Source organism: Paraburkholderia sp. LEh10, from assembly GCF_017814945.1.
GTDB lineage: Bacteria > Pseudomonadota > Gammaproteobacteria > Burkholderiales > Burkholderiaceae > Paraburkholderia.
In genome coordinates this window covers 1-19,489 of record NZ_JAGIPX010000012.1, presented here as the reverse complement: position 1 = coordinate 19,489, position 19,489 = coordinate 1, and the positions used below count along the sequence as shown (strand labels likewise).

The 19,489-nt window shown below is 64.4% G+C and carries 14 protein-coding genes; 10 read left to right on the top strand and 4 right to left on the bottom strand.

Annotation, left to right across the window (positions count from 1 at the left end):
* Positions 1-2: 2 nt before the first annotated feature.
* Positions 3-1,754: an L-arabinonate dehydratase gene (gene araD / locus J8I87_RS12440; RefSeq protein ID WP_209931762.1), complete on the top strand. Its 1,752-nt coding sequence runs from the start codon at positions 3-5 to the stop codon at positions 1,752-1,754.
* A gap of 71 nt (positions 1,755-1,825) precedes the next feature.
* On the opposite strand, the gene J8I87_RS12435 is transcribed toward araD, so the two are convergent.
* Both J8I87_RS12435 and J8I87_RS12430 read right to left on the bottom strand, forming a co-directional pair.
* Positions 1,826-2,431: a short chain dehydrogenase gene (locus J8I87_RS12435; protein ID WP_209931761.1), complete on the bottom strand. Its 606-nt coding sequence runs from the start codon at positions 2,429-2,431 to the stop codon at positions 1,826-1,828.
* Between the two features lie 226 nt (positions 2,432-2,657).
* Positions 2,658-3,107, bottom strand: coding sequence for a DUF3005 domain-containing protein (locus J8I87_RS12430; protein WP_209931760.1), 450 nt, complete (start codon positions 3,105-3,107; stop codon positions 2,658-2,660).
* A gap of 299 nt (positions 3,108-3,406) precedes the next feature.
* Here J8I87_RS12430 and J8I87_RS12425 point away from each other — a divergent pair, with 299 nt between their 5' ends.
* Both J8I87_RS12425 and epsC read left to right on the top strand, forming a co-directional pair.
* Positions 3,407-3,640 (top strand): hypothetical protein, encoded by a 234-nt coding sequence (locus J8I87_RS12425; protein ID WP_209931759.1) that lies wholly within the window; start codon positions 3,407-3,409, stop codon positions 3,638-3,640.
* Between the two features lie 162 nt (positions 3,641-3,802).
* The gene (epsC, locus tag J8I87_RS12420; protein ID WP_209931758.1) at positions 3,803-4,762 is read left to right on the top strand and encodes a serine O-acetyltransferase EpsC; all 960 of its coding nucleotides are present in this window, start codon (positions 3,803-3,805) and stop codon (positions 4,760-4,762) included.
* 223 nt (positions 4,763-4,985) lie between these two features.
* Here the strand turns inward: epsC and folE are convergent, their stop codons facing one another.
* Both folE and J8I87_RS12410 read right to left on the bottom strand, forming a co-directional pair.
* On the bottom strand, positions 4,986-5,615 hold the full coding sequence (gene folE / locus J8I87_RS12415; RefSeq protein ID WP_209931757.1) for a GTP cyclohydrolase I FolE: 630 nt from the start codon (positions 5,613-5,615) through the stop codon (positions 4,986-4,988).
* A 103-nt stretch (positions 5,616-5,718) separates the two neighbouring features.
* Complete coding sequence (locus tag J8I87_RS12410; protein WP_209931756.1) at positions 5,719-6,642, bottom strand: LysR family transcriptional regulator; 924 nt, start codon at positions 6,640-6,642, stop codon at positions 5,719-5,721.
* Positions 6,643-6,781: 139 nt separating this feature from the next.
* On the opposite strand from J8I87_RS12410, the gene J8I87_RS12405 reads away from it, so the two are divergent.
* The 7 genes from J8I87_RS12405 to J8I87_RS12375 form a co-directional block, all read left to right on the top strand.
* Positions 6,782-7,960: a 4-hydroxybenzoate 3-monooxygenase gene (locus tag J8I87_RS12405; RefSeq protein WP_209931755.1), complete on the top strand. Its 1,179-nt coding sequence runs from the start codon at positions 6,782-6,784 to the stop codon at positions 7,958-7,960.
* A 366-nt stretch (positions 7,961-8,326) separates the two neighbouring features.
* Positions 8,327-9,025 carry a 3-oxoacid CoA-transferase subunit A gene (locus J8I87_RS12400; protein ID WP_209931754.1) on the top strand — a complete coding sequence of 233 codons (699 nt, stop codon included), beginning with the start codon at positions 8,327-8,329 and terminating at the stop codon, positions 9,023-9,025.
* A 12-nt stretch (positions 9,026-9,037) separates the two neighbouring features.
* A complete protein-coding gene (locus J8I87_RS12395) occupies positions 9,038-9,697 on the top strand; it encodes a 3-oxoacid CoA-transferase subunit B (protein WP_209931753.1) in 660 nt (219 codons plus the stop codon).
* Positions 9,698-9,871: 174 nt separating this feature from the next.
* Positions 9,872-11,236, top strand: coding sequence for a 3-carboxy-cis,cis-muconate cycloisomerase (locus tag J8I87_RS12390; RefSeq protein ID WP_209931752.1), 1,365 nt, complete (start codon positions 9,872-9,874; stop codon positions 11,234-11,236).
* Between the two features lie 21 nt (positions 11,237-11,257).
* Entirely contained in the window at positions 11,258-12,049 is a 792-nt protein-coding gene (gene pcaD / locus J8I87_RS12385; RefSeq protein ID WP_209931751.1) for a 3-oxoadipate enol-lactonase, read from the top strand.
* A complete protein-coding gene (gene pcaC / locus J8I87_RS12380; RefSeq protein WP_209931750.1) occupies positions 12,046-12,441 on the top strand; it encodes a 4-carboxymuconolactone decarboxylase in 396 nt (131 codons plus the stop codon). The genes pcaD and pcaC overlap by 4 nt, the downstream gene beginning before the upstream one ends.
* A 676-nt stretch (positions 12,442-13,117) precedes the next feature.
* Positions 13,118-19,489: filamentous hemagglutinin N-terminal domain-containing protein (locus J8I87_RS12375; protein ID WP_209931749.1), on the top strand; the 6,372-nt coding region annotated here is incomplete at its 3' end.

Sequence of the window (19,489 nt, the reverse complement as noted above, 5' to 3'; positions counted from 1 at the left end):
TCGTGTCAAACCAGTCGACGAAAAAACGCAAGACCCCTGAAGAACTACGCAGCCACCGCTGGTACGGCGTGAACGATCTGCGCTCGTTCGGGCATCGCTCGCGCACGGCGCAAATGGGCTACAGCCGCGAGGAATACGCGGGCAAGCCGGTGATCGCGATCCTTAACACGTGGAGCGAAATGAACCCGTGCCACACGCACTTCAAACAGCGTGTGGAAGAGGTCAAGCGCGGCATCTGGCAGGCGGGCGGCTTTCCCATTGAGCTGCCCGTGCAGACGCTGTCGGAGCCGTTCCAGAAGCCGACGACGATGCTCTACCGCAACTTCCTCGCGATGGAAGCGGAAGAGACGCTGCGCTCGTATCCCGCCGATGGCGTCGTGCTGATGGGCGGCTGCGACAAGACCACGCCCGCGCTGCTGATGGGCGCGATCAGCATGGACCTGCCGGCGATCTTCCTGCCCGCCGGTCCGATGCTGCGCGGCAACTGGAACGGCGCGACGCTCGGCTCGGGCTCCGACACCTGGAAGTACTGGGCCGACCTGCGCGCGGGCAAGATCACGGAAGAGGACTGGCACGGCGTCGAGGGCGGCATCGCGCGTTCGCCGGGGCATTGCATGACGATGGGCACGGCCTCGACGATGACGAGCGCCGCCGAAGCACTCGGCTTCACGCTGCCGGGCTTCGCATCGATTCCCGCGCCGGACTCGCGTCACGCGCAGATGTCGGCGAAAACGGGGATGCGCATCGTCGAGATGGTGTGGGAAGATCTGAAGCCCTCGGACATCCTCACCGACAGGTCGATCGACAATGCGGTGACCACGTGTCTCGCGCTGTCGGGTTCGACGAACGCGATCGTGCACATGATCGCGCTCGCGCGCCGCGCGGGCATCGAGCTGACGCTCGACCGCTACGACAGCCTCTCGCGCCACACGCCGGTGCTCGCGAACATCCGGCCGACGGGCGCGTACCTGATGGAAGACTTCTACTACGCGGGCGGCCTGCAGGCGATGCTCGTGGAACTGGGCGACCTGATCGACCGTTCGCAGTTGACGGTGAACGGCCGGACGCTCGGCGAAAACCTCGAAGGCGCGCAGATCTTCAACGACGACGTGATCCGCCGCCGCGGCAATCCGCTGATGCCGGACAACGGCCTCGCCGTCCTGCGCGGCAACATCGCGCCCGATGGCGCGGTGATCAAGCCGGGCGCGGCGGAACCGCATCTGCTCGTGCACACGGGCCGCGCGGTGGTGTTCAGCGACTACAACGACATGGCCGCGCGCATCGACGACGACGCGCTCGACATCGACGAGACCTGCGTGATCGTGCTGCAGCACGCGGGGCCCGTGGGCGCGCCGGGCATGCCCGAGTGGGGCCAGCTGCCGATTCCGAAGAAGCTGCTGCAAAAGGGCGTGCGCGACATGCTGCGCATCTCCGATGCGCGCATGAGCGGCACGAGCTACGGCGCGTGCGTGCTGCACGTCGCGCCGGAATCGTTCATCGGCGGGCCGTTTGCGCTGGTGCGCGACGGCGACATGATCGAGCTCGACGTGCCGCAGAGGAAGCTCAACGTGCTGGTATCGGATGAAGAGCTTGCGCGGCGCAAGGCCGAATGGGTCGCGCCCGCGCCGCGCTTTTCACGCGGCTACGGCGCGATGCATCAGGTGCATGTGCTGCAGGCCGACAAGGGCTGCGACTTCGATTTCCTGCAACGCGGCGGCGCGAGCGCCGAGGCGGGCGAGCCGGAGATTCACTGAGCGCCAGTGTGCCGTTGCGCGGCGAGCGCACAGGATGCGCGCTCGCCAGTCGATAAACCCAACGCGGTCTTCTAATAGCCGACGCGATAAACCCGCCCGGTTTGCGCGCCTTCGACGCTACGCAAATAAGCCTGCGCAGCCTTCTTCGCATCGACGGGTTCGAAGCCGCGGAAGAACGGCGCGTAGCTTTCCATCGATTCCGTCAGCACAGTCGGACTCACGAGATTGATGCGGATGCCGCGCGGCAGTTCGATCGCCGCGCCGCGGACGAAGCCTTCGAGCGCGAGGTTCACGGTCGTCGCGCTGACGCCCTGGCTGATCGGCTCGTCGGCGAGAATGCCGCTCGTCAGTGTGAACGAGCCGCCGTCGTTCACGTACTTCTGCGCGGTGAGCACGACGTTGATCTGCCCCATCAGCTTGTCGCGCAGACCGACCCAGAACTGCTCGATCGTCATTTCAGGCAGCGGTCCGAAATGGACCTTGCCCGTGGCCGTCACGACGCCATCGACCTTGCCGATTTCCTGAAACAGCCGCTCGATGCTCGCCGGGTCCGTGCTGTCGACGCGATGTGCGGCGCGCGTCGCACCGACCTCGATCACTTCATGACGTGCCTTCAATTCGGCGGCGACAGCCTGGCCGAGCGTGCCCGTTGCGCCGATCACGACGATTCTGCTCATCTGCTGCTCCTTGAATGGAAAGATGCGGCGATTGTGCGGGCCGTTTCAAGCTGGAAAAAGGTCCGCCTGCGATGAAGTCATCAAACCGGGAGTTTCGAATCGCGGGCATCGAACGTGAAATGCACACGCACGCGAGGCGCCACGGCGCCTGATACCGCGAGCGCCGTGTGCCCCCCAACCCTGCAACGTGACGCGCCGCCGGATGACGCGTCACATGACAGGCCGCTCACTTCACACGTTCGAGTTCGATGATACGCATCGGCCGTTGATGATTGAGCGCGAAGTGCATGCGCCCGCGCGTATGATCCCCCGCGTGCGTACGCGGTTCGTGGAAGCGGTCGTCGAAGCGCTCGACGGGCTCCGGCACCGTCATGCCCTTGTCGATCACGCGATAGCCCGGCTCCAGCGCAAGCAGCAGATGGTTTCCGCCAACGCGGCTGTCGAATCCCGCGAGCTCCGCATAGGGATTGTCGGGCACGCTGTTGACGAGCGATGCGTTGCTCGTCGTGATCTCATCGGGGCCGATCGGCGCCTGGCCCGCAATGCGCGCGGCTTCATGGTTCTTGCTGTCGGTATCCACGGTGCTGTCGTGCGTGCGGTCGTTGTGCATCTCGGCGCTGCGCGCGGCGCCCGATCCAGACTGCGTTGCAGGTATTTTGCGAGTGTTGAGGCTCATTTGGCGTCCTCCTTGTCACGTTCCTATAAACCATAGGATAGGAGCAAAAGTCGTTCCGCGTGAGCGCCCGATCACCTGGCGATCCACGCGCGACGGCGCTTCCCGCATACGGCAAATTTTTATGAATTTTTTTCGTAGACGCTCATTTCCTACAGAGTATGATTCTGGTGCGAGTGCAGCAACGCGCTGACGGGAGCGCGACAGCGGCAGAGGCCGAACACTGTATCGAGCGGCACGGCACTCGCGAAAAGAGCCAAAAAAAAAGGACCATCTATGAGGCAGTCAGGGACGGGTCACTCATGCACGTTGACGCTGCATTCACACATCGTGGCTATTTGCTGAACTGCGCTCCGGCGCGCGCTAGCGATGGTACCTGGCAACCGTATGTGGTTGTATCGCGCTCCAGCGATGGCGAACTGGTCGCCAACCGCTTCTTCCCCACCGATCTCCGCTTCACTGACGAAGCAGCTGCTATCGCGCACGCTCGCGACTGGGCCGTACGCTGGATCGATGCAAGCAGTATGACCGTCTGACGCGCCCGTCTCACTCGCCAGCGCGCATGCCGTGGATAGTACGGCACGGCGTGCCGCATCCACGCGCATCGTGAACAGGCGCTGCACGGCGCATCGCGAAACGCGGTAATCTCTGGGGACAATTCACTTTAACGCGCCCCGACCGCGCCAGCCGTCCTCGCCATGTCAAACGTTTCGTCCAACAACTGGGGCCTCGAGCAGATCGTCGCCGAACTACGCGCGTCGCGTGAAGAACTGCATCGCACGCGCCATCCGCGCGGTATTCGCGAACTGCCTTCGCGCGATGCTGTCATCGACATCGTTGCGGGCCTGCGCGCCGCGCTTTTTCCGACGCACTACGGCGCGCCCGATTTGACCGATGAAAGCGTCGACTATTACGTCGGCCATACGCTCGAAAGCACATTGCGCGTGCTCGCCGAGCAGATTCGCCGTGCGCTGCGCTTTCTGCCGGAACACGCGCAGACTTCGGACGCCGATTTGAGCGCGCGCGCGTTCGACGTCGCGCGCGAGTTCGGCAAGCAGTTGCCGGGCATCCGCGCGATGCTGGTCAGCGACATCCAGGCCGCGTATGCGGGCGACCCCGCCGCGCAGCACATCACGGAGATTCTGCTCTGCTATCCGGGCGTATGGGCGATGACCCATCACCGGCTCGCGCATGCGCTGCATCGGCTCGGTGTGCCGCTGCTCGCGCGTTTCATCAACGAGATCGCGCATTCAGCGACGGGCATCGACATTCACCCCGGTGCTCAAATCGGTCCGAGCTTCTTCATCGACCACGGCACGGGCGTCGTGATCGGCGAGACGGCGATCATCGGCGAGCGGGTGCGCGTCTACCAGGCCGTCACGCTCGGCGCAAAGAGCTTCGCCGCAGACGACGACGGAACGCTCGTAAAGGGCAATGCGCGCCACCCGATCGTCGAAGACGACGTTGTGATCTACGCGGGCGCGACGATTCTAGGGCGCGTGACGATCGGCCGAGGCTCGGTGATTGGCGGCAACGTATGGCTCACGCATAGCGTGCCGCCTGGCAGCAGCGTCTCGCAGGGCAAGGTCCGCGAGGGTGAGCGCAACCGCAACGACGACAGCCGCACGCCGACGCGTGCGCGACATGGAGACGCGTGAAACGGGTCAGGCATTGAGTCCCGCGCGTTGGCAACTATCGTGAGAAGCACGCTTCCGTATGAAGGACGGGGCCGCTGAGAGCCCGTGGGCAATAACGAGCAACTGGCGGTGTGAGCGGTTTTCTTTTGCCTGCCCTGCATAAGGGCAACGCCCGCGCCGCACAGGCGCAACGCGGATGCAGAGAAGAAAAAAGGCGAACCACCCAAAGCGTCGCGGGAAAGGCCTAGGTATTGGCCACACTGACCGAAGTGGGACTATTCACAATCGACAGAAACTCCCGTCGCGTCGACGGATCAGTACGAAACGTACCCAGCATCCGCGACGTGACCATCTCCACCCCGGCCTTATGCACACCGCGCGTCGACATGCACTGGTGCGACGCCTCAAGAATCACGCCGACCCCCTTCGGCTGCAATACTTCGTTGAGCGTATCGGCGATCTGCACGGTCATCTTCTCCTGAATCTGCAGACGCTTGGCAAACGCGTCGACGAGCCGCGCGAGCTTCGAAATACCCACGACGCGATGCTCGGGCAGATACGCGACATGCGCGCGCCCGATGATAGGCACCATATGATGCTCGCAATAGCTTTCGAAGCGGATGTCCTTCAGCACGATCATTTCGTCGTAGCCGTCCACTTCGGAGAACGTGCGCACGAGAATGTCGCGCGGGTCGACCGTGTAGCCCACGAAAAATTCTTCATACGCTCGCACGACGCGCGCTGGCGTGTCGATCAGCCCTTCGCGCCGTGGGTCGTCGCCGGCCCAGCGCAGCAGCACGCGCACGGCTTCTTCGGCGTCCTCTCGGGACGGGCGGCCGGGCGCGTCGCTGGGATTTGTTGTGTTCGTAGTCATCCTTCGCTCCAGTTGCAGTAAAACGCTCGCGCGTTGCGGCATTGTTCCATGTTTCCCAACCCCACGTCCGATATGGATATGCGCGCCGGGCGTGATGCAAACGCTACTTCGGCCACTCGTCCTTCGCGTCATTGAACAGTTCGGCGACGACGCCGCGCAGCCAGCCCGCGCGCGGATCGTTATGGAACTTGCGGTGCCAGTGCTGGCGCAAGTCGAAGCGCGGCAGCGGCAACGGCGGTTCGACGAGCGTGATCGACGCATGTTCCGACACGTACGCGAAGCCGATCGCGTGCGGTACCGTCGCGATCAGATCGGTGCGCGCGAGGATGAACGGCAGGCTCATGAAGTGCGGCGTCTCCAGCACGGCGCGTCGGCGGATACGCTTTTTCTCCAGATACTGTTCGAGCACTTCCTGGCTGCGCCCTTCGGCGCGCACGACGGCGTGTCCGAGGCTAATGAACTGTTCGAGCGTGAGCGGCGCGCCCGCGAGGGGATGATCGCTGCGCATGAGGCAGATGAAGCGGTGCGTGAAGAGGCGCTGCTGAAAGAAGTTGTTGCCGGACAGATCGGGGAAGTAGCCGACGGCAAGATCGATGTCGCCCGATTCCAGTCCGCGTTCGACATGCGCAGGAGGCAGCGACACCGAGCGCAGGTTCGCATGTGGCGCGCGCTCGGCGAACAGTTGCAACAGACGCGGCAAGAACACGATTTCGCCGACATCGGAGAGCGCGAGCGAAAAGGTATGCGTCGATGTCGCGGGATCGAAGTCCTGCGAGTCGAGCATGCCTTTCTCGATGCGCGCGAGCGCCTCGCGTGCGGCGGGAATCAGCGCGAGGGCGCGCGGCGTCGGCTCCATGCCGCGCGACGTGCGCACGAAAAGCGGATCGTTGAAGTACTCGCGCAGCCGCCCGAGCGCGGTGCTCACGCGCGGCTGGCTCACGCCGAGACGTTCGGCGGCGCGACTCACGTTGCGCATGTCCTCCAGCGCGACGAGGTAGGGAATCAGGTTGAGATCGAGTTCGGCCATGCCTGGGCGCGTGGACGTGACGGACGCCGCGCGGTATCGATTAAGCGTATACAACCTATCCTAAAAATTGCGCTGTTGCATAGTGGGGAAAGCGCACACAATCGTTTGAATAGTCGAATAACAACCTAGGAGACGTACGATGCGCACTCAGGTGGCCATTGTCGGCGCTGGCCCCGCCGGTTTGCTGCTATCGCATCTGTTGCGGCTGGCGGGCGTCGGGTCGGTGGTGCTCGAAAGCCGTTCGCGCGAGTACTGCGAGCATCGGATTCGTGCGGGCGTGCTGGAGCAGGGCACCGTCGATACGCTCAACGCCGCCGGGCTCGGCACGCGGATGCAGCGCGAAGGGCTTGTGCATCACGGCATCGAACTGCTGTTCGGGCGCAAGCGGCATCGCATCGATCTGACGGCGCTGACCGAGGGTCGCGCGATCACCGTCTATGGCCAGCATGAAGTGGTGTGCGACATGATCGACGCGGCAGTCGAACACGGTCAGCCTTTGTACTTCGACGTCGCCGATGTCTCGCTGCACGATCTGACGACGGATAAGCCGTGGGTCCGCTTCACACACAATGGCGCGCAGGAGCGCATCGACTGTGACTACGTCGCCGGCTGCGACGGCTTTCACGGCATCTCGCGCGGGTCGATCCCCGAGCACGCGCTGCAAGCCTTCGAGCGCGTTTATCCGTACGCATGGCTCGGCATTCTTGCCAACGCCGCGCCGACCTGCGACGAGCTCGTGTACGCGCATTCCGAGCGCGGCTTTGCGCTGTTCAGCATGCGTTCGCCCGAAGTGACGCGTCTGTATCTGCAATGCCGTCCCGACGAAGACCTCGCGCAATGGCCCGACGAGCGCATCTGGGCCGAACTGCACGCGCGCTTCGAGAGCGATGACGGCTGGCTGCCCGCTGTCGGCGAGATCACGCAAAAAGGCGTGACGCCGATGCGCAGCTTCGTGTGTGAGCCGATGCAGCACGGCCGGCTCTTTCTCGCCGGCGACGCCGCGCACATCGTCCCGCCGACGGGCGCGAAAGGGATGAACCTGGCCGTCGCCGACGTGCGCGTGCTGTCAAGGGCGTTGGCCGCGCACTATCACGATGGCCGCGACGATCTGCTCGACGCGTATTCGTCGACCTGTCTGGAACGGGTTTGGCGCGCCGAGCATTTTTCGTACTTCATGACGAACATGCTGCATCCGTCGTTCGACGACACGCCGTTCGTCAATCGCCTGAAGATGTCCGAGCTCCGGTACGTCGCGAGTTCCAATGCGGCCTCACGGATGCTGGCGGAGAATTACGTGGGGCTGCCGTTCAGGGACTGAGCCCGCGCGCGCGTGAAGCGCCGGGCGGTGCCGGGACCGCCCGGGACGCCGGCGCCGCGTAGAGCCGCAAGGGCAAACCATGGCCGTAGGGCAAACCACGAAACAGTTGCCTTGACAAGCGATGCCGCCGCAAACCATAATTCTCCGGTACGTTCGCTAAACGAAACTGTGTTCGCATATAGAACTTTGTGATGTGCCGACGCAGAGTGGGAGGCGAGCCAAACTCATGCGGCCTGCAGCAGGTCTGCATGCCGTCAGCGGGACCAGGCAAGGCGAAAGCGGACGTGGAGACCGTCCGGCGTGCATTCCGTCGTTTGTTCGGCGGGCCGTGCGGCGCGGAACCACGCGTTCCAGAGGAAATTCGACATGATCAACAAGATTTTCGAGTCACAGTCGGCAGTCGCCGACGTGCAAGACGGCGCGACCGTCATGATCGGCGGCTTCGGCACGGCCGGGATGCCTTCCGAACTGATCGACGCGCTCATCGAGCAAGGCGCGAAAGAGCTCACGATCGTCAACAACAACGCCGGCAACGGCGACACCGGCCTCGCGGCGCTGCTCAAGGCGAAGCGTGTGCGCAAGATCATCTGCTCGTTCCCGCGTCAGACGGATTCATACGTGTTCGACGCGCTCTATCGCGCGGGTGAAATCGAACTGGAACTCGTGCCGCAGGGCAATCTGGCCGAGCGCATCCGCGCGGCGGGCGCGGGCATCGGCGGCTTCTTCACGCCGACGGGCTACGGCACCAAGCTCGCCGAAGGCAAGGAAACGCGCGTGATCGACGGCAAGCATTATGTGCTGGAAGCGCCGCTGCACGCGGACTTCGCGCTGATCAAGGCATATAAGGGCGACCGCTGGGGCAACCTCGTGTATCGCAAGACCGCGCGCAACTTCGGCCCGATCATGGCGAGCGCGGCGAAGACGGCGATCGTGCAGGTGTCGGAAGTGGTGCCGCTCGGCGCGCTCGACCCCGAAGTGATCGTCACGCCGGGCATTTTCGTGCAGCGCATCGTCGAAGTGCCGCAAGCCGCGCATGACGCGCAGCGCCCTGAACAAGCCGCCTGAAGGAAACCTGAGATGAAACGACTGACCCGCGATGAAATGGCGAAGCGCGTCGCACAGGACATTCCTGAAGGCGCTTATGTGAACCTCGGCATCGGCGTGCCGACGCTGGTGGCGAACCACCTCGACGCGAACAAGGAAATCTTCCTGCACAGCGAAAACGGCCTGCTGGGCATGGGCCCCGCGCCCGCGAAAGGCGAGGAAGACGACGAACTGATCAACGCCGGCAAGCAGCACGTGACGCTGCTGACGGGCGGCGCGTTCTTCCATCACTCGGATTCGTTCGCGATGATGCGCGGCGGCCATCTCGACTACTGCGTGCTCGGCGCGTTTCAGGTGTCGGCGAAGGGCGACCTTGCGAACTGGCACACGGGCGCGCCCGACGCGATTCCCGCTGTCGGCGGCGCGATGGATCTCGCCATCGGCGCGAAGCAGGTCTTCGTGATGATGGAGCACCTGACCAAGCAGGGCGAAAGCAAGATCGTCGCCGAGTGCTCGTATCCCGTGACGGGCGTCGGCTGCGTCGACCGCATCTATACGGACCTCGCGATGATCGACGTGACGAATGACGGGCTCGTCGTGCGCGAGATCTTCTCGGATATCGACTTCGCCGAGCTGGAGAAGCTGACGGGCATCGCGCTGATCGACGGCACGCAGCAGGCTCGCGCGGCCTGACGCGCACACGGCCGGCACGATCCGGCACAACCGGCTTCATGCATGGCAGACGTGCGTGAAGCCGCGCGTGACCCCGGCGCGGCGTTAGGCGACAATGAAGCCGAATGCCCCGCGCCTTTTACGAAGATCCGGCGCGTTTGCGCGCGCGAATCATCCCAGAGCACCGAGCACGACATGCTAGAAGCCAGCGCCCGTTTGACAGGCCTCATCTGCGGTACGGAGCCGATGAATGACATCTGGTCGCCGCGCGCGACGCTGCAGCGGATGCTCGATGTCGAAGCGGCGCTGGCGCGAGCATCGGCGGCGCATGGCGTGATTCCGCAAGCGGCCGTCGCCGCGATCGAAGCGACCTGCCGCGCCGAGCGTCTCGACGCCGACGGCCTCGCACGCGACGCCGCGCTCGGCGGCAATCTCGCGATTCCCCTCGTCAAGCAACTGACGGCGCGCGTCAAGGACGCCGACGCCGAGGCGTCGAAGTTCGTCCATTGGGGCGCGACGAGCCAGGACATCATCGATACGGCGACCGTGCTGCAACTGCGCGATACGTTCGATCTGCTCGACGGCGCGCTGTCGTCCACGAGCGACACGGTCGCCGCGCTGGCAAAGCAGCATCGCGAGACGCCGATGATCGGCCGCACGTGGCTGCAGCAGGCGCTGCCCATCACGCTTGGCCTGAAGTTCGCGCAATGGCTGGATGCGCTGCTGCGTCATCGCGAGCGGCTCGACAGGCTGCGCGAGCGTGTGCTGGTGCTGCAATTCGGCGGCGCGGCGGGCACGCTCGCGAGCTTGCGTGACAGGGGCACCGTCGTCGCCGCGTCGTTGGCGGACGAACTGCATCTGCAATTGCCCGCCGTGCCGTGGCATACGCAGCGTGACCGGATCGCCGAAGCGGCGTCGTTCTTCGCCATGCTGATCGGCACGCTCGGCAAGATTGCGCGCGACATCTCGCTACAGATGCAAACGGAACTCGGCGAACTCGGCGAGCCGGTGGCGGCGGGTAAAGGCGGTTCGTCGACGATGCCGCACAAGCGCAACCCGGTCGGCTGCGCGGCCGTGCTGACGGCGGCGACGCGCGCGCCCGGGCTGGTGGCGACGGTGTTTGCGGGGATGGTGCAGGAACATGAGCGCGCGCTCGGCGGCTGGCAGGCCGAATGGGACGCGCTGCCCGATCTCGCGCGCCTCGCGGGCGGCGCGCTCGCGAATATCGAGCAGATCGCGAAGGGCCTCGAAGTGAACGTCGGGCGTCTCGCCGCGAATCTGAACGTGACGCACGGCCTGATCCTCGGCGAAGCGGTGATGCTTGCGCTCGGCGACAAGATCGGCCGGCTGGATGCACATCATCTCGTCGAGCATGCATCGAAAGAGGCCGTCAAGAGCGGCAAGACGCTCTACGACGTGCTGGCCGCCGATGCGTCCGTCACCCAGCATCTGCCCGTCGAGCAGCTCAAACGCCTGCTCGATCCGGCCAATTACGTCGGCAGCGCGCACGCTTTCGTGGACGCCGTGCTGGCTCTTCATACCGCGCGCAGGAACGCGTGACACAACATCAGGAGTAGAGGAATGCCTTACGCCGCAGTCAATGGCATCGAGCTTCATTACCGGATCGACGGCGACCGTCACGGCAGCGCGCCGTGGCTCGTGCTGTCCAACTCGCTTGGCACCGACCTGTCGATGTGGACGCCGCAAGTCGCCGAATTCGCGAAGCACTTCCGCGTGCTGCGCTACGACACGCGCGGCCACGGCCACTCGGAAGCGCCGAAGGGACCGTTCGCGATCGAGCAACTGACGGGCGATGTCATCGGCCTGCTCGACACATTGAAGATTTCGCGAGCGAATTTCTGCGGCATTTCGATGGGCGGGCTGACGGGTATCGGACTCGCGGCGCGTCACGCGGACCGCATCGATCGCGTCGTGTTGAGCAATACGGCCGCGCGTATCGGCTCGCCGGAAGTGTGGGTGCCGCGCGCGGCACGCGCCCGCGGCGAAGGAATGCTCGCGTTGTCGGAAGCCGTGCTGCCGCGCTGGTTCACGGCTGAGTTCATCGCCCGCGAGCCGCTCGTTTTCAGCTTCATCCGCGACGTGTTCGTGCATACGGACAAGGAAGGCTACGCGTTGAACTGCGAGGCCATCGACGCCACCGACCTGCGTCCTGAAGCGCCCGGCATCAAGGCGCCCGCGCTGGTGATTTCCGGCACGCACGACCTGGCCGCGACGCCCGCGCAGGGGCGCGAGCTGGCCGCTGCGATTCCTGGCGCGCGCTACGTCGAACTGAACGCGTCGCACATTTCGAACATCGAAGTCGCGGACACGTTCACGAAGACCGTGCTCGACTTCCTGAAGGGGCAGCGATGAACGACGAACAACGCTACGAAGCAGGCATGGGCGTGCGCCGCGCGGTGCTGGGCGATGCGCACGTCGACCGGTCGCTGGCGAACCGCACGGACGTGACGGAAGAGTTCCAGAACTTCATTACACGCTACGCGTGGGGCGAGATCTGGACGCGCGACGGGTTGCCGCGCCATACGCGCAGCCTGCTGACGATCGCGATGATGGTCGCGCTGAACCGCAGCGAGGAACTGGCGTTGCATTTGCGCGCGGCGCGCAATAATGGCGTGACGCGAGATCAGGTGAAGGAAGTGTTGCTACAGACGGCAATTTACTGCGGCGTGCCGGCGGCGAATTCGGCGTTTCATCTTGCGGATAAGGTTTTTCGTGAGCAGGATGAAGAGGTGAAGAATCCTTAAGGTTTGGTTTTGCGCTTGCGACAAAAACCGAACTGGCTACCCCAGTATTCGACACCAGCAGGTCGTGATTCATGCAACTGCAACAGAGGGCCGAGCGTTGCACGCCGTGACCATCACACCCGCGGATGTCGAGCTGGCCGACATGATGCCTCATTTGCCCGCGACCTTGTGTCGGGGTCGCTGCCTGGTAGGTTGCGCGACCTGAGCCGGGCGAGGCATTGCTGACAGCCGACGACAGCGAAGCGAACGTCGCGCATGCCTGCGCGCGATTGCGACGGTGACAAGTCGCCAACCGTTGCGCCACTACGACCTGAGTCTTTGGTTTGCCGTGCATCACACTGGTCTGGGCCAAACATTCACGATGCTCCAGGTCAAGCGGCGGGAGTAGCGATTCAGGAATCGTTCTCACAGCGCATCGGACTACGCGCCATCCATACTGAACTCGCTTTTCGCGCACCTGCCTCAGCGGCGTAATGAGGTTTGGCTCTTCCAACGACCAAAACGGCAACAGCTTTTTTGATCGCCCGCTACCGCGGGCTTTTTTTCGCCCACTTCAATCAGAAACTTCCTATTCCTCTCCCCCTGTTGCGTTTGCATATGCATTGACAATTTCAATGGAACTGTGAATGTCGTTCGTTTAGGCTTACCAACCTTTGATACTTGGTAAAGCTAAGTAATGAACAAGAATAAGTTCCGGCTTGTGTTCAGCCGGTCAAGAGAGATGCTGGTTGCCGTCGAGGAAACCGCCACGGCAGCGGGAAAGGCGGGTGAAACATGCGCATCGGGCCGTCCATCGGGAGCGCAGATCATTCACCTGTCGTTGCGCCGACTCGCGCCCGCCGTGCTGCTGGCAATTACGCCATTCGTGGCGTTGGCACAGATCGTTCCGGGCGGCGCGCATGCACCGGGCATCGACACCACGCAGAATGGCATCCCGCAGGTCAACATCAACAAACCGTCGGCGGGCGCTGGGGTGTCGGTGAACACCTACAACCAGTTCGATGTCCAGAAGAACGGCGCGATCCTCAACAACTCGCCGACCATCGTCAATACGCAGCTCGCGGGTTATATCAACGGCAATCCGAACTTCGGGCCGAACGATGCCGCGCGCGTGATCGTCAACCAGGTCAACAGCCCCTCGCCGTCGCAGTTGCGCGGCTATGTCGAGGTAGCGGGCCAGGGCGCGCAGGTGGTGATCGCGAATCCGAACGGGCTGTACGTGAACGGCGCAGGCTTCATCAATACGCCGCGCGCGACGCTCGCCACAGGCACGCCGAACTACCGGGCAGACGGCTCGCTGGCGGGTTTCAACATTCCGGGCGGGACCATCACGGTTGAGGGCGCAGGGCTGAATGCGTCGAACGTCGATCAGGTTGATCTGCTGGCCAGAGCCGTGCAGGCGAATGCTGCGATCTACGCGAAGAACCTCAACGTCGTGACGGGCGCGAACAATGTCGACTACGACTCGCTCAACGCCACGCCCATTTCGGGCGATGGCCCCGCTCCCGGCGTCTCCATCGACGTGAGCAATCTTGGCGGCATGTACGCAAACCGCATCTTCCTGGTTGGCACGGAGAGCGGCGTCGGGGTATCGACCAAAGGCGTGCTGGCAGCCCAGGCGGGCGACATGGTTCTGAGCACGCAGGGCAAGCTGACGCTCGCCGGACAGACGAACTCAAGCGGCAATATCACGGCGAGCGCGCGAGACGGCATCGATAACAGCGGCACGACCTACGCGCAGCAGAACGTCAGGCTGAGCACGGCCGGCGCGCTCACGAACAGCGGCATGGTTGCCGCGCAGCAGAACACGGCAGTCAGCGCAGGCACGGTGAATTCCACGGGCACGCTCGCGTCAGGCGTGAACGGCGACGGCTCACTGGCGCAGTCCGGCGGCCTGAGCGTGAACGCATCCGGCGCGGTCACCGCGACCGGCCGCAATGTGGCGGGCAGCAACGCGACCCTCAGCGGTGCAGCGGTCAATCTCACCGGCAGCATCACGTCAGCAAACGGCGCTATCGCGCTCGCGGCGAACGGCGGCGATCTCAATCTGTCGGGCGCGACAACCACGGCGGGCGGCACGCTCGACGCGCGCGCAAGCGGCACGCTCACCAACGACAACGGCGCGATGTCCTCGGGCGGCGCGCAGACCATCACGGCGGGCGCCCTCTCGAACCGCGGCGGCCAGATGGTTTCGGAGGGCGCGCTCACCCAAAACGTCACGGGTGCCGTGAACAACCAGAACGGCACGATGCAGGCGAACGGCGCGCTTTCGGTTGCGTCCGGCTCGCTCGACAACACGGGCGGTCATATTGCATCGCTCGGCGCGGACAGCGTGACCATGTCGACGACCGGCCAGCTCACCAACGGTGCGGGCGGCAGCATCGGGGGCAACGGCAACCTCACCCTGCATGCCGCACAGATCGCGAACGCGGGTTCCATCACGGCCGTCCAGAGCCTGATTGCCAGCGCCGCGCAGACCCTGTTCAACAGCGGCACGTTCGCGACCAACGCGAACATGACGCTTTCGACGGGCTCGACGCTGACGAACGCAGGCCAGTTGGGCGCGGCGGGCGTGTTCGCGCTCTCGGCAGCGACGTTCGACAACAGCGGCGGCACGGCCAGCGCCAACCAGTTCACGCTGCACGCGACGAATCTCGTCAATCACGCCGGCACCATGACGCAGACGGGAACCGGCGCAATGACGCTGGACGTAACGGGGACGCTCGACAACTCGGCTGGCGGCACGTTGCAAACCAACAGCACGGACCTGGCACTTGCACCGGCCACGCTCGACAACGACGGCGGCACGATTACGCACGCCGGCAAGGGCAAGCTGACGATCAACGAGGGTAACGGCACGGGTGCCGTGTCCAACGTCGGCGGCAGCATTGTCAGCAACGGACAGGCCGCGATCCAGAGTGGAACGCTCAATAACGCATCGGGTTCGATCATCGGCCGGAACGGTCTCGCGGCGACGGTCGGCGGCGCGCTGGACAACGCAAACGGCAAGCTGCTTTCGAATACGGACCTGAGCGTTGCCAGCAGCACGCTAAACAACAACGGCGGCGAGATTGGTGCAGGCACGAACGCGACGGTCCAAACGGGATCGCTGTCGAATAGCGGCGGTTCGATTGTTGCGCCGAACCTTGCGGTGTCGACAGGCAGCACGCTCGACAACAGCGGCGGCGACATCGAGGCGAACCAGCTTGCCCTGAACGCGACGAACCTGCTGAACCACGGCGGCACGATTACGCAATACGGCCTGTCGCCGATGGGCTTCAACGTCGGCGGCACGTTCGATAATTCGGCGGGCGGCACGCTGCAAACCAACGGCACGGACTTCACACTCGCGCCGGGTGCGCTCGACAATGACGACGGCAAGATTCTCCACGCCGGTACGGGCACGCTGACCATCGCACCGGGCGCGGGCGCTTTTTCAAACGCGGGCGGTCAGGTCATCACGGCGGGGCAGCTCGTCGCGCAGGCCGGCAGCTTGAACAATGCGAACGGCGTGCTCGCCGCGCAGGGCAATATCACGGCGAGCATCGCGGGCGACGTCGACAACACGCAGGGAGCCGTTCGCTCGCTCATGTCGCTTGCGCTTGCGAGCGGCGGCACGCTGACGAACAGGAACGGACAGATTCAGTCCGGCACGGGTGCGGCGGGCGACGCCAGCACGCTCGCGATTCAGGCCGCGTCTGTCGATAATACGAACGGCCTGATGGGCAACCTCGGCACGGGCAACACGACAATCTACGGCGGCAGCCAGATCGTGAACACGGGCGGCGTCATGACGGGTAACGGCAACGTGTCCGTCGATATGTCGTCGCTCGTGAATACGCAGAACGGTCAGCTCAGCGGCGCGAACGTGACGGTACAGGCGGATACCGTCGACAACAGCAACGGCCAGATCGGCAGCCTGTCCGGTTCGAATGGCGATGTCGCGATCGCGACGACGGGCGCCATCACGAATACCGACGGGCGGATCGGCGCGACGCATAACCTGTCCGTCGATGCGGCTGCGCTCACGGGCGGCGGCGCATACAGCGCGGCCAATGATGTCGCGGTCAGCGTTCAGGGCGATTTCGCGCCTACGCCCGATCTGCAGTTCGTCGCGGGCCATGACCTGACCTTTACCCTGCCAGGTACATTCAGCAACGGCGCGACGCTGGAAGCCGCGAACAACCTCGGCATCAACGCGAGCGATATCGCCAACCGCGGCGTGATGATGGCGGGCGGCATGCTCACCACGCACTCGAACACGCTGGAGAACACGGGTGCGATGGTCGGCGGCAGCGTGTCACTCAACGCGAACAGCACGATCACCAATGTTGGGCCGACCGCGCTGATTGGCGCGACAGACAGCAACGGCACGCTCGAACTGCTTGCACAGGACATCGAGAACCGGGACGACACGACGACGACCGACACGCAGGCGACCACTGCCATCTACGGTCTCGGCAAGGTCGTACTGGCGCGCGGCAAGAATGCGGACGGCAGTTACACGAACGCAAACCTGATCCGCAACCAGTCGGGTCTGATTGAGTCGGCGGGCGACATGGAACTCCACGCCGGTCAGGTCTCGAACACCCGCACGACGATGACCACGACCGGCCTCAATCAGCCCGTCGACCCGGCGCTGATCGACAGTCTTGGCATCAGTCTGTCGGGCTGTACCTCGACGGACATGGCTGCCTGTACCGCCAATCATCCTTTTGTCGGCTGGATCAGGGGCGATGTCAGCGTCATCGGCGGCATGCCGACCGATCCGCCGCACGGCGGACAGTGGAACAGCGGTTACCAGTACACGACCTACACCGGCGCGGCGGTGGCGAACCTGATCGCCGGCCTCAGCCCGCAGGCGCAGATCATGGCGGGCGGCAACCTGGACGCGTCGGCGGTCGGCGTATTCCAGAACTACTGGAGCGCGGTGGCGGCCGCGGGCAACATCGCCGCGCCCGTCTCGCTCGACCAGAACAGTTGGCGAGGCCAGAGCGCGCCCCAGGTGCAGATCACGTACTCGGGGTATTACCACTACCGCAACTATGACGGCAGCATTGCGGACTGGACGCTGCCGTTCGGCGACGCCCCGTTTGTCGGTTCCCGGCCTGGCGGCTACACGCAGGCGGCGCCCGCCGACATCCGCTATTACGCGCTGCCAGCCTACGAATCGAGCTTCGCCGCGGGCGGCACGCTGTCGGGCTCGGGCATCAGCATCGACAACACGGCCGGCAACGCGGGTATCCCGTCGCTCGGTCTTGCGCCCGGCCAGGCGCTGTCAGGGGTGAATATCGGCGGGATCAGTGGCAGCGTGGGCGGCACGAAGTCCGGCGCGGCTTCCGTCAGCGGGGGCTTGGGCGTGATTGATCCGGCCATCGCGAGAGCGACGGCGCAGAACGTCCTGCAAAACCTGACGGTCCCCCAGGGCGGACTGTTCAGTCCCGCAACCGCGCCCGGTGCCACCTGGCTGATCGAAACGAATCCAGCCTTCACGAACCAGAAGACGTTCATTTCGAGCGACTACTACCTGCAACAGCTTGGCCTGAATCCACAGACGACGGAAAAGCGCCTCGGCGACGGCTTCTACGAGCAGCAGCTTGTTCGCAACCAGGTGACGTCGCTCACCGGCAAGGCGGTACTCGGCCCGTACACCGATATCCAGTCGATGTACCAGTCGATGCTCGAAGCAGGCGCTTCGCTCGCGCAGTCGCTGAACCTGCCGCTCGGCATCAGCCTGTCGCCTGAGCAGGTCGCAGCGCTCACCAGCAACGTGATCATCATGCAGACCGAAGTGGTTGACGGTCAGTCCGTGCTCGTGCCCGTCGTCTATCTCGCGAAGGCCAGCCAGCAGAACATGAACGGGCCACTGATCGCGGCGACCGACATCGACCTGAAGAACGCACAGACCTTCACCAACAGCGGCACGGTGCAGGCAGGCAATACGCTGTCGATCCAGGCCAACCAGATCAACAACGCATTCGGCACGCTGCAAAGCGGCGGCCTGATGTCGCTGACGACGAAGGGCAACGCCGACCTGACCTCCGCGACCGTGAACGCGGGCAGCCTCGCGCTGAACGCAGGCGGCGACCTGATTCTGAATACGGCGGTGAAGACCGTCGGCCAGGTCAGCGCGACGGGCGCGACGCGCACTACGACCACGCTCGGGCCGATTGCAAACCTGAACGTGGCGGGTAACGCAGCCATCGTGACGGGAGGCAACTTCGAGCAGAATGCGGGCAACCTGAACGTGGGCGGCAACCTTGGTGTGGCCGTGGGTGGTAACTACGCCCTCGGCCCGGTGCAGACGGGCGAGCACAAGGTCGTCGAGCGCGCGAACGGTGTGTCGAATACGAACTTCAACCAGACGACCGGCAGTACCGTGAACGTCGGGGGCGTATCGCAGATCGGTGTCGGCGGCGACCTGACGGCGACGGGCGCGAATATCAATCTCGGCGGTGGCGGCACGGTCGCGGCGAAGGGCAATGTGACGCTGCAGGCGGCCAAAGCGACCTCGACACTCGACAGCAACAGTTCGGGCAGCGATCACCACGGCAGCTACTCGGAGTCGCTGCACAGGTCCGACGATACGCTCACGGCAACGACGCTCAATGCGGGCAATTCCCTGACCGTGGCATCCGGCAAGGATATTAACGTCACCGGCAGCGCGATCAGTCTCGACAAGGGAACGGCAACGCTGGCGGCCGCGGGGAACGTCAACATCGGCGCGGCGACGGGAACGCATGTCGAGAATGGACAGGAGCAGCACAGCCACAGCAATGTCGTAAGCGGAAAAGAAGTGCAGAGTGCGCGTGACACCACGACGACGCTTTCGCAGGGCAGCATGGTGTCCGCCGACGCCGTGCAGATCGCGAGCGGCAGGGATATCAACGTCGCGGGCAGCACCATCGTTGGCACGAACGATGTCGGGCTCAGTGCTGCGCATGACGTGAACATCACCACGTCACAGGACACCATGCAGTCGTCCGGCAGCTACCAGGAGAGGCGCACGGGCCTCGGGACGAGCGGCCTGACGGTCACGGTCGGCAGC